Origin of the sequence: Pontibacter beigongshangensis, assembly GCF_014332515.1 — a bacterium.
Taxonomy (GTDB): Bacteria; Bacteroidota; Bacteroidia; order Cytophagales; family Hymenobacteraceae; genus Pontibacter; species Pontibacter beigongshangensis.
On record NZ_VFSD01000017.1, the window covers coordinates 1 to 11,816 of the forward strand.

Here is an 11,816-nt window from a genome sequence, read left to right on the forward strand (position 1 = left end):
GTTAAGAGTGAAGAAATGTTTATTTTTAATAACCTGCGCCGGTCATTCATTCCCAAATCTGCTCATCTCCAAAGCTTCTAATTGAAAAATCAACCATTTAGCTATCCCGCATTTAACAATCAACAACAAACAAGCAGCAATTATTTGAATGAAAATAGCCCTCCGGAGCTTTAGCCGCTTCTGCTGCTATCATTAAACTACATTCTTTTGATCTTGCCAGCGCCAGACACATCGGTGGACAAATAGCCAGGGGTGCCGCTGTAGGTGATGGAACTTCCGCCGGAGGCTTCGGCTTTTAGGTGGCGGTTTGCGTGGATCTCTGCCTTGCTGGCACCGGATGCCTCTATGTCGATTTGTCCGGCTTTGCAACTGGCAGCGTTTAGCTTGCTGGCTCCAGATAAATCGAGGTGTAACCGGTTTGCCTGTCCGGTTAGGGTGGTGCTGGAGGCTCCCGAAATGTCGAGGTTCACGCGGTTTGCCTGTAGATGGATCAACGATTTGGTGGCTCCGGCTATGGCAAGGTCCAGCGTGTTGACCTCCAGCCTGCCGATATCTGCTTTCAAGGCGCCGCTTAACTCCAGCCTGCGTAAGTCAGGCACCGTGATCAGAATAAGCACCGGATCGCTGTCTTCAAAGATATTGAAATATTTTTGACGTGGCTCAATAACCAATTCCCGGCGGCTGTTGGTCACCGTCAGTTTCTCGAGGTCTTCCTCTTCGGCATGAATCTGCACGTCATAGTCACTGCCCTGCTTAATTTGAAGGTGGTAGTTTCCTGATATTTTAATTTTGTCGAAATCTTTTTCGTTGTAAGTGCTCACGTGGCTGCTGTAGCGGTCCAGGGCCAGGAGCACACTTCCTGCGGCACCCGTTGTTTCTGAGGCGCTGGCCAGCGAATAGTCAGCAGCATCTGCGGTGTTCAGGGTATCAGCATCGCAGGTGAGGCAGGCCAGGTAATCGCCTTTGGCCTGCCAGGTGTTACGCAGGATCTTGTCGCGGCTGTACTCAACCTCAAAGAGGGAACTGGGCAACATCCTCAGGAAACTCCTGGTTAACCGCAGGGGCTTGTCCTGCGGAATCAGCAATGTCAGGTTTAGCTCCTGATCGCGGAGGGCAGCCCCTTTTTTGAATTCATAGCTGTTGTCGAATCGCAGCACCGAGTCTCGCTGTACCACCGCGTAAGTTATCATCTGGGCGTTGCGCTTGGCGTCGGCTTCGTTTCTGCCTTTGGCTGTTACCCGCTGAATTACCTCCAGGTTATTTCCGGTGTGGCTCTTTATGCCTGCTATAGAGAGGTGCTGGTAGTCGAGGTTGGTATTGTAGGCGTCCAGCGTAAGGGTAGGATAGGCCGCAACATCAAACTGCTTCACAACTTCGTGTTCACCGGTGCGCATAAAGTTTTGGCTGTAGATTACAATCACGGCTACAAGCGAGAACAGGCTTATGAGCCACACCCCAAACAGCGACCAGCCTACTGTGGCGCGCAGCAGAAAGTGCTTCGAGAGCAGTCCTATGGCCAAGAGCATCAGAAAAATTGCTGGTATAAGGCCTACCAGAAAACCTGCCACCAGTCCGAGCCGGGGAAAGCCCTCCATGAGCAGGGAGGCCGGGTAAGCGCCTAACATAAAATTCTCGGGTTCATGTATCAGCCCCATCGACACGAACAACGAGGTAAACAGCGCAATGGCGATGCCGATGGAGATGACCAATAGAATAATGCCGGCCCCTACTCTGATCAGGCTGATCAGGAACAGGAAGATGGGGCCAAGCACCGAGCTTAAAAAGTGAACGAGCTGCGACAGCAGATGGAACGGAAACAGGAGTACCTTGGCTGTAGTGCTGTCTTTGCTGAACTGGTCCTTCAGGTTCAGGTTGTCTTTTAGCGACTGCTCTATGCCCGACAGCGTAACCGGGTTTCCCTGCATCTGCATCTTTTCGGTAAGGGTAGTTGCTTCCGGCACCACAATCCAGAGAATAATGTAGAGCATAATGCCTGCCCCGCCAATCAGGATCGAGAGCAGGAAAAGCACGCGTACCACTGTGGCATCTACACCGAAGAACAGGGCGATCCCGCTTGCCACGCCGCCCAGTTTTTTGTCTAGGGGGTCCCGGAAAAGCCGCTTCACGCTTACTTCGGGCAGGTTATAATTTACAGGCAGCGCAATCCAAAGCCCGATGTAAACAAAAAGTCCGCCCACCGAGAAGGTGAAATTGCTATTGTCCCAGAAAATGGTGCTGGTAAACGAAACGCCGAACACCAGCAAAATGAACAGCAGCCTGATCCAGATCGGGTCCACGTTCAGGTAGTTGGCAATGCCGGCAGCTACGCCACTGATCATTTTCCTGGACATGTCCCGGGTTAGCTTCTTTGGGCCGTGCATGGCCTGGTCGTAAAAAGAAGCGCCTGCCCCTGCCGTAGCGGCACCTCCTGTTTCGCCGGAGGCGGCATTATAGCCGCTACCGGTGCCATGGCTTTGGTGCTCTTCCTCCACCGGGTCGGCCTCAAAATCTGTCACATTACCCATCTGCGTAATCAGTGCTTCCACGTCCGCCAGCGAGATAACCTGCTTTAACGGCGTCAGGCGCGCCGAGAAAATCTCTGCAATCCGGGCTTCTATGTCGGCCACGATCTCGTCGTGCCCTTCGTAGTTGGAAAAGTATGTTTTTATGGAATCGAGGTAGCGGCTAAGCAGCTCGTAACCGTCCTCTTCTATATGAAAGAGGACGCCCTGCAGGTTTATGCTTATGTTCTTTTTCATGATTCCTGTGTTTTCTTGTTTTGGATGATGTGTTCAGTTGATGCTACCAGATCGCGCCATGTTTCCCGCAGCTGCTCCAGAAATGCGCGGCCGGTCTCGGTGAGGGTGTAATACTTGCGGGGTGGCCCGGAGGAGGACTCTACCCAGTTGTAGTCCAGGAGGGAGGCATTTTTGAGGCGGGTAAGCAGTGGGTACAGTGTTCCTTCCACCACTATCATCCTGGCTGCTGTCAGCTCCTCCAGCATATCCGAGGCATAAACCTCCCCCCGAGAAATGATTTCCAGAATACAGAATTCCAGAATTCCCTTCCGCATCTGCACTTGTGTGTTCTCTACTTTCATGATGCTACTGGTTAATCGATTAGCAAATATAATGAAAGGTACTATGTAACGCAAGGTACTGTATGTAATTTTATTGAATTATTTTCACGTTCAGTGTTTTGTTAAAAAGGATTGTTCACATTAATGAGTAAATTTGCCTAAAATAAAGTCTGCCATTTGTCAACTAATTAGCCTTGGGAGGTGTTACAGTTGCAATTTTAGGATGATGAAGCCGTTTCAAATGTGATTCATTCCGCCCGGAAGCATAGAATACTAAACCTGTACCTGCCTATATGTTTAAATTTACCCTGAAGTGTTTTTTTGTAGTCTTGTGTGGCTGGAGCTGGACCTCTGCACAGGCACAAGTTTCTACTCCCAAGTACAGCAATGAATTCCTGAATATTGGTATCGGAGCCCGTGCCCTGGGTATGGGCAACGTGCAGGCTGCCCTTGCCGACGATGCCACGGCTGGCTACTGGAACCCGGCTGGCCTGTTGCGCATGCCCAACCGGTACAATGTTGCCCTGATGCACTCTGAGCTGTTTGCCGGAATTGCCAAAAACGACTATGCGAGCTTTGCCATGGGCCTCGATAGCACCAGCACCCTGGCCCTGTCAGTTATCAGGCTGGGGGTAGATGACATTGCCGATACCAGGAGGTTGCAGAATGAGTTTGGCTACATCCAGTACGACAGTATCCGGTTTTTCTCGGTGGCTGATTATGCCTTCCTGCTTTCGTACGCCAAAAAGAGCAACCTGATCCAGGGTTTGCAATTAGGAGCCAATGCCAAGGTCATTTATCGCAATGTGGGGGAGTTTGCCAATGCCTGGGGTTTTGGGCTGGATGCCGGCGCGCAGTTGCAGCGAGGCACCTGGCAGTTTGGCGTTATGGCCAAAGACATTACCACCACCTTTACCGCCTGGACCCATAATGTGGAGGCGCTGGAGGAGGCCTATCTGCAAACCGGCAACGACCTGCCTGAGAACACAGCCGAGCTTACACTGCCACGGGTGGTGCTGGGGGTAGGCAAAACCTTCAATTTCACCGATAAGCTAAGGGCTCTTGTAGCCACCGACATTGATTTTACCTTCGATGGCAAGCGCAATGTCCTGCTAAAGACTGATGTGGTGTCGGTAGATCCGCATGTGGGACTGGAGTTGGCTTACGCAAATACGGTTTTTATACGTGGAGGCATTAACAACTACCAGGAAACACGGAATTTTAATGGCGGAACTTCCTCACGGATGCAACCAAACTTCGGAGTAGGTCTTAAAACCAATGGTCTCAACATCGACCTCGCCCTTTCCAGAATAAATGACTCTGAGAGTAACACCGTTGCCGGGAGCAACATCTCATCTGTCATCGTATCGCTGGGCTATTCTTTTAATTAATCACAGTCAGGTATAACAGTCAAAATGAGTGTTAATTTATTTGCTCAGCGGTTTTTAGCCGCGGCATTATTCTTTATTTGCGGGCTAGCGGACATTCCTGCCAGTGCACAGGCAGTGTATGGTAACGAGTGGATTAATTATTCCCAGCCATATTTCAAATTAAAAGTAGTTAATACCGGTTTGCACCGGCTGGATTTTAGGTTGCTGGACAGCCTGGGCTTATCTACCGTAGATCCGAGGCAGTTTCAGATCTTCAGGCGAGGTAAGGAGGTCTCCATCCATGTGGCCGGAGAAGAAACAGGCCAGTTAAATGCACAGAGTTTTATTGAGTTCTACGGAGAGCGGAATGATGGTGCCCTAGACCGGGAACTATACAAGAACCCGGCGCACCAGTTGCACCAATTGCATAGCCTTTACACAGATACAGCTGCCTATTTTTTAACCTATTCTCCGCAGGGGGGCAAGCGTATGCGTGTAGTTAACCCATCTGTTGACGGCCGGACGCCTGAGCCGTACCATTTGCAGAAGGTAACCTATGTAAATGCAGACAGGTACATTTTTAGTAAACCGTTTAATAATTATACCATGCCTTGGATGGATGTAGGAGAGGGCTACTCTTCACATTATTCCATTAGTGCCAGAAACTATACCATAACGGGGGTTATAAATGTTGAACCAACGGGTCCAAAACCAATAGTGGAATATGGTACCGTCGGGGTGACGCATCTGCAGCAAAATTTTCATGTAAATGCACTTATAGGTACTGCTGCAAGGAGGTTAGGTACCTATAGCTACGAACCGTATTGGCCAGGTAAGGACAAGCAACAGCTGAATTTCGATGAAGTAAATGCGCAAGGGCGGGTTGTTTTACAGGTTCTGCCGGTTGCAGAACCCACCAAATATAACGCTATAAGCTTTGGTTATGCAAAAGTAATATTCCCGCAAAAATGTATTTTTACAGGGAATTCAATGTTTTTCTACACAGATTCTACAAGAACCGAGAACCCATTTTTTGAATTCTCTAATGTTCCCGGAAGTGTCGTGGCTTATGATGTGACAGATCCTTCCGATGTTTTACGCATAGAGGGGTATAGCCGGGGTACAAGTAAAGGCTTTGTTGTGCCAACTAGTTCAACATCGCATAAAGTTCTTTTAGCTAATACTACGCTTCCTTTTAAACCGGTAGGTAAACCAGAGCAAATAGGGTTTAGGCAAATTGTGCCCGATGCGCAAAATTATATTATCATCACAAATAAAAGGTTGATGAAACAAGTGTCCGGGACATCAGCAGCTGCTCCTGTGGAATTTGCCGCCTATAGAGCTTCACAGGCTGGTGGCGGCTATGATACATTGCTGATGCACATGGACCAGATTGTAGATCAGTTTCATTATGGAGAGTTTTCCTCCAATTCGGTCCGGCGCATGATGAAATTTATGATGACGTCTGAGCGGCCAAAACATTTGTTCATTATAGGTAAAGGACTAAAATATGCTTCAGAGGAATATGACTGGACGTATTATAAAGGGAAATTTGGTTACTACCATCCGGGCGCCCGGCATCCAAAGGTGCATGAGATGGATCTGGTGCCTACTGGTCTGGCTCCTGTTTCGGATGTTTTTTTTACAGCCGATTTTCATAATTCCTCTTATGTGCCGCCGGTACCAACAGGTCGGTTGGCTGTAACCACGCCAGAAAGTATTATTCATTATCTTAATAAGGTAAAAGAGTATGAAGCCCTCCCCGAAACGCTGCCATGGCGAAAAAACATATTGCAATTAGGTGGCGGAAAGCTCACAGGTGAGATCACACAGATATCCTCTTATCTTCGGAATTACGCGCAGATTGCGCAAGGCCCTCTTCTGGGTGCCAACGTGATAGAAAAATATCGCCAGAACGTGAGCGAGGTGGTAGAAACAATCAACGTGTCGGAGGAGGTTAACACAGGCCTATCGCTTATAACGTTTTTTGGGCACAGCTCTCCCGGAACAACCGACCTGGACATTGGGTTTGTGTCTAGTTCTGTATTAGGCTACCGAAATAAAGGTAAATACCCAATTATGATCATGAACGGATGTAATGCAGGAGATGCCTTTACTCCCGGAAATATTTCTTTTGGGGAAGATTGGTTACATACCCCTGATAGGGGAGCCATCGCTTTTTTGGCGCACGCAGGGTTAGGATATCCGAACTTTCTTAACTTGTATACTTCCAATTTTTATTCTACTGCTTTTCAGAATCCTGAGTTTTATGGAAAATCACTTGGTCAGATACAGCAGGAAACCATAAGGAGAGTTGGTAGTGCCAGTACCAGCGACCTGGCCGTGGCCATGATGACGCAATTTGTGCTGCAGGGCGACCCTGCCGTAAGGCCCTATTCGCCTCCCAAACCGGATTACCAGTTTGTGGATGGAGAAGTAGCGATACAAGCTGCAGATGGAGCTGTGCTGACTGCCGCAACTGAGGAGTTTATAATTGATTTAGGTGTGAATAACCTGGGCAAGGCTTTACCGGATTCCATCTACGTATCGGTAAAAAGAACCTTGTCTGATAATACCACCCTGCTGATCGATTCGATCAAGGTAAAGCCCATTTTAAAGAAAGACCGGATTCAGCTTGCCTTGGATAACAAGGACGTATCCGCTATGGGCATGAACTCGTTTGAAGTTACCCTGGATCCTGAAAATTTGATAGAGGAACTGGATAAAGAGAACAATGTGGTGCGGTTCCAGCACTTTTTTCCGCTCAGTGGCCTGCTGGTGCTAAGCCCGGAGGAATATGGTGTGGTAAACGCAAACAAAGTGAGGCTTACCATACAAGCAACCGATCAGGAAAATAAAGGCAAAGGATATTTCTTTGAAGCAGACACCACCAGAGCCTTTAACAGCAGCCTTAAACAGACACATACTGTTCAGAGCAGCATGCTGCCAAGCTGGGAGGTTACCTTGCCTAACATCGGCGGTGGCAGTGACAGTACTGTATTTTACTGGCGTGCCCGTTTTCAGCATTACGAAGCTGGTGAAGACACACTCTGGGCAGCCAGTTCGTTTCGGTATGTGCCTGGTAACTTTAAAGGCTGGTCGCAAAGCCATTTTGGGCAGTTTGATAAGGCTGTAACAACGGACATAGAGAATAAAGGCGACGAAACACTTACCTGGGAGTTCAATCCCTTTCAATCGGTTATCGAAATAAGAACCGTAGGTGGCGATGTAAGATTTACCCCCCCTACTTATGGGCTGTTTATGGATAATGCCTACGAGTTAAATTGTGGAAGCCCGCATACATCTGCTTTACCGCGCCTGTATTTTATCGTCTTCAGTGATATTACGCTGGAGAAGGTGGCTGATATACCAGGTCATGTGGGGTGTTCATCCACACCATATCTGTACGAATTTGGAGATTTAAGAACGGCTGCCAACCTGGCAAAAGTGGAAGCCTTCCTGAAAGCAGTTCCTGCGGGGTACCATGTAGCGGTGATGAGCATTAACAATGTGCCTTTCAGCACTTTCCCGGCCACGTTGCGGGCCGCGTTCAGAAGCTTAGGTTCTTCCCTGATCAATAACCTGCAGACGGGGCATCCGTTTGCTATGGTCGGGCGCAAAGGTGCTGCCCCTGGCACTATACAGGAGATGACGGCTACAGAAGAAGACGAAACCCCAGCCACATCGCAAGCGGCTGTGTTGCGTGTCGTGTTAGAGTCGAGGAAGCCTGCCGGTACTATCACCTCATCCGTAATAGGCCCTGCCCAAAGCTGGGGCAGCGTTTTCAGCGACATCAAGCGTACAGATAGTGGCGACCAGTTTGAGCTTCGTATCAATGGTATTTCAACCTCCGGCGAACAGCAGCAGGTGGCGGTAAGTACTTCGGGCAGCTTGCTTGATCTTTCAGCTGTTAATGCGGCAGAATATCCTTATTTGCAGCTTTCTGTCTCTCTGGCCGACACGCTCTCCCGTACCGCACCGCAGCTCAAGCAGTGGATGGTGGAGTACGAAGGGGCTCCGGAGGGCGTTATCAGGCCAGACCTTGTAAAAGTAAGTGAGCAGATTCTGACTGAGCAGGCTAACAGAGGAACGATTGCGGTGCCGATGGCTTTCCAGAATGTGTCTGCTTATGCGTTCAAGGATTCGCTCACGGTAGAGGTTACCGTAACAGGAGATGGCATTCAGCCCATCACTTCTAATCTTAAAATTGCGCCGCTCGAAAGCAACCAAACGGCTTACTTCAGCTATACCATGAACACGCTGGCGCTGAGTGGCAACTACAAAGTGAGCCTGTATGTGAACCCGCGGCTGCAGTTGGAGCAGCAGTACTATAACAACATATTTGAGGTGCCGTTTAAAGTGAGCCCTAAACTGCAGCCCATCGTGAATGTGGCCTTCGACGGTATCCATATTCTGGACGGGGAGCTCGTGTCGCCAAGCCCGCTGATCAGCATCACGGTAAAAGACGAGAACAGGCACAACTACCTGCAGGACCCAGCAGGCATGTCGCTGGTGCTGGTGAACGAGGCTGGTGTGGAGACGGATGTGAACCTGACGAGCAACCCGCAGGAGGTGCAGTATTTCCCGGCCGACGAGAAGAACGATTTCCGCCTGGAGTACAAACCTACCTTGCTGAGCAATGGCAAATATACCATGGAGGTAAGGGCCCGCGATGTGGCCGGCAGACCATCAGGTATTTCGCCCTACCGGATAGGGTTTGAGGTGGTGAGGGAATCAAGTATCACCAATTTTTATCCGTTCCCGAACCCATTCTCCACCAAAACGAACTTTATCTTTACCTTAACAGGGGTAGAGATTCCGAGGGACCTTAAAATCCAGATCATGACGGTGACAGGAAAGGTTGTGAAGGAGATCATGAAGGAGGAGCTGGGGCCTATCCGCATCGGCAACAACAAATCGGAGTATGCCTGGGACGGCACCGATACTTTTGGCGACAGGCTGGCTAATGGCGTGTACCTGTACCGGGTGGTAATGGGCCAGACAGAGGAAGAGATGAAGCATCGGGCCACCTCCGGCGATAAAGCCTTTAAGAACGGCTATGGCAAGCTTTATATCTTAAGGTGATTGCCTGCAGATTCAAGTAGCGAAAAGAGGCTGTTCCGTTGGGGCAGCCTCTTTTTTATGATATAGATGTAAAAGGCCCGTTTGTATAGGTCAGACGAGCAGCAGCAGCAGCAGCAGCAGCAGCAGCAGCAAAGCGTCCGGAGGGGCAAATTCATTAGAATAATTTTTTAATGTGCTAATAAATTAATGCACTGATGTGCTATTTCTCAATTTGGAGATTTAGAGATGAATTTCGGGCAGGCTTTGAAACACACAAAGGTTCTTTGTCCTTTTAAAACAGCCATTCATTTACAGATGCAAGCCGACTCCCCATTCTATTACATAGGCACGTTTAGTGTGTGCTACCAACGCCACGTTTGCAGATACGTTTTTGGTAAGCAGGTGCTTGAGGCTATAGCGCTGGTACGTGTTCGGGAACAGGCGGGTGGGCTGGTAGAGGTAATGACCAAACTGAAAAAGAAAGGAGGATCTGTCAAAAAACAGCTCATGCCCGACTGTTAGCCCGAACATTCTTGGATCCGATTCTTCTTCGGGCCACGGCAGTAAGGCATTGGGGTACTCCTTTGTCATGGCTACATCATGTAAGGCATCAGCCCCGAATAATAAACTATTGGTTTGAGAAACACGCTTACTGGCATATAGCGAAATGCTGTGGACCGTAGTCTTTACATCTTCGTACAAAACCTCCCGTCTGCCCATCGCTAGTTTAAGATTCAGGCGAATTCTTTTGTCTGGAGCAGAGGTGGTGCTATCGGTGTGAGGCAGAAGTTTTACTTCTCTGGGTTGATACCGCACCCCCAGGCCCACCAGCGGGAAGTTCATGCCGTTGTTGGGTTTGTTTAATCCGCCGTTAGAGAAATGCCTGAAAGACAGATGCGTGTTCAGAAACAGTTTGTCGCTGAGCTGGTATTCGTACCGGAAGCCACCTGTAAGGGCAAAGCAGAACTGACTGCCAATGGCCATATTCTGCTCATTTTCGCCGGTTATATAATGCCTGGTGGAGTATACAAGGCCGGAGCCGAGGTTAAACCGAAGATTTCCTCTTTCAGTCCGGAACAGCGAATTATCTAATGAAACCGTAAGCGATGCCGCCTCTCCCAGTTCTTCGGGAACCCCATAATTATAATAGGCCAGCGCAAAGCCTATCTGCGGATGCCGGTACTTACTTTCCCAGGGCCGCTTGCCAATGGTATGGCGGTTGGCATAAAGCTCCACGCTGAAGGGGTGAGTAAAATTAAGCGGGGAAAGGCCGCTCCGGTACCGGAACAAGGCACCATAATACCCATTTGCACCAAACGACCAGGGGACTTTATCGGCAGGGGGAGTAGGCTGTGCCAGCAGTTCTGCAGAGGTAAGTGCAGCAAGTAAAAAAATGACACTGCAAATCCGAAGGGCCTTTTGTAAGGGAAGTGGTATTGAAAAAATCACAGGAATAGACGCTTGTGCTAAAACTCCAGCTTAAGTAACACAATTATTTCCTGTTCACCTAATTTGGGTGGAGCGCTATCCGGTAATGAGAAAAGCCACAGCACCTGCGTGATAGATCTGGCAGGGCCGGCAAACGAATTATTTAAATGAAAACGCCCCTCTGTCAAGCTTCACTGCTCCTGATGCACCTGCTGCCGATATATTTTCTTGCCCGGAATCTCTGGAGTATGAAGCTTGGCAAAAGCTCCTGACCATTGTGCGGCAGCATCAGCAGTGCATCCTGCTGATGCTGGGACTTTTTGATTACAATAATTGCCCAGAAACTGAGAGGTCGTATCCGGCACGAAGCCATCTCCCCAAGTCCCTATTTCCGGTGATACTCGGTAAAGCTGTAGGCGTATTTGTTCTTTTCATCAGGTTCGTGCCGCTCCTCAGCCACCAGCTTCCATTCGCTTTCTTTCAGCTCCGGGAAAAATGCGTCTCCTTTAAAGGTATGGTGGATGCGGGTGAGGTAAATGGTGTCGGTGTAGGGCAGTGCCTGCCGGTAAATCTCGGCTCCGCCAATTATGCAGATCGTTTTATCCAGCTCCCGGCCTTGGTCTATGGCCTCCTGCACCGAGTGCACCACCAGGCAGCCTTCTGCCTTGTAATTGTGCTGGGTGGTAATGATGATGGAGGTGCGGCCCGGCAGGGGTTTGCCTATCGACTCATATGTTTTACGCCCCATAATAATGGGGTGCCCCATGGTGATGGCCTTGAAATGTTTAAGATCCGCGGGCAGGTGCCAGATGAGTTGGTTGTCTTTGCCGATTACATTCTGCTCGTCGGCTGCTACTACTATGGCTATCATCGTG

The 11,816-nt window shown here is 49.3% G+C and carries 6 protein-coding genes; 2 read left to right on the forward strand and 4 right to left on the reverse strand.

Annotation, left to right across the window (positions count from 1 at the left end):
* Nucleotides 1-197: 197 nt before the first annotated feature.
* Nucleotides 198-2,759: a GIN domain-containing protein gene (locus tag FJM74_RS14195; protein WP_187263284.1), complete on the reverse strand. Its 2,562-nt coding sequence runs from the start codon at nucleotides 2,757-2,759 to the stop codon at nucleotides 198-200.
* Nucleotides 2,756-3,100 carry a PadR family transcriptional regulator gene (locus tag FJM74_RS14200; protein WP_187263285.1) on the reverse strand — a complete coding sequence of 115 codons (345 nt, stop codon included), beginning with the start codon at nucleotides 3,098-3,100 and terminating at the stop codon, nucleotides 2,756-2,758. Before FJM74_RS14200 ends, FJM74_RS14195 begins: the two co-directional genes overlap by 4 nt.
* Nucleotides 3,101-3,372: 272 nt before the next feature.
* Here FJM74_RS14200 and FJM74_RS14205 point away from each other — a divergent pair, with 272 nt between their 5' ends.
* Both FJM74_RS14205 and porU2 read left to right on the forward strand, forming a co-directional pair.
* Nucleotides 3,373-4,470 (forward strand): putative type IX sorting system protein PorV2, encoded by a 1,098-nt coding sequence (locus tag FJM74_RS14205; RefSeq protein ID WP_187263286.1) that lies wholly within the window; start codon nucleotides 3,373-3,375, stop codon nucleotides 4,468-4,470.
* Between the two features lie 24 nt (nucleotides 4,471-4,494).
* Nucleotides 4,495-9,534: a putative type IX secretion system sortase PorU2 gene (gene porU2, locus FJM74_RS14210; protein WP_187263287.1), complete on the forward strand. Its 5,040-nt coding sequence runs from the start codon at nucleotides 4,495-4,497 to the stop codon at nucleotides 9,532-9,534.
* Nucleotides 9,535-9,822: 288 nt separating this feature from the next.
* Here porU2 and FJM74_RS14215 read toward each other — a convergent pair whose 3' ends face one another.
* Nucleotides 9,823-10,962: an acyloxyacyl hydrolase gene (locus FJM74_RS14215; protein WP_187263288.1), complete on the reverse strand. Its 1,140-nt coding sequence runs from the start codon at nucleotides 10,960-10,962 to the stop codon at nucleotides 9,823-9,825.
* Nucleotides 10,963-11,326: 364 nt separating this feature from the next.
* The gene (locus FJM74_RS14220) at nucleotides 11,327-11,812 is read right to left on the reverse strand and encodes a dihydrofolate reductase (RefSeq protein WP_187263289.1); all 486 of its coding nucleotides are present in this window, start codon (nucleotides 11,810-11,812) and stop codon (nucleotides 11,327-11,329) included.
* Between the last annotated feature and the right edge of the window lie 4 nt (nucleotides 11,813-11,816).

Coding starts and splice junctions, on each gene's coding strand:
- FJM74_RS14195 (WP_187263284.1), bottom strand. CDS start 2,759: ATGAAAAAGAACATAAGCATAAACCTGCAGGGCGTCCTCTTTCATATA.
- FJM74_RS14220 (WP_187263289.1), bottom strand. CDS start 11,812: ATGATAGCCATAGTAGTAGCAGCCGACGAGCAGAATGTAATCGGCAAA.
- FJM74_RS14205 (WP_187263286.1), top strand. CDS start 3,373: ATGTTTAAATTTACCCTGAAGTGTTTTTTTGTAGTCTTGTGTGGCTGG.
- FJM74_RS14200 (WP_187263285.1), bottom strand. CDS start 3,100: ATGAAAGTAGAGAACACACAAGTGCAGATGCGGAAGGGAATTCTGGAA.
- porU2 (WP_187263287.1), top strand. CDS start 4,495: ATGAGTGTTAATTTATTTGCTCAGCGGTTTTTAGCCGCGGCATTATTC.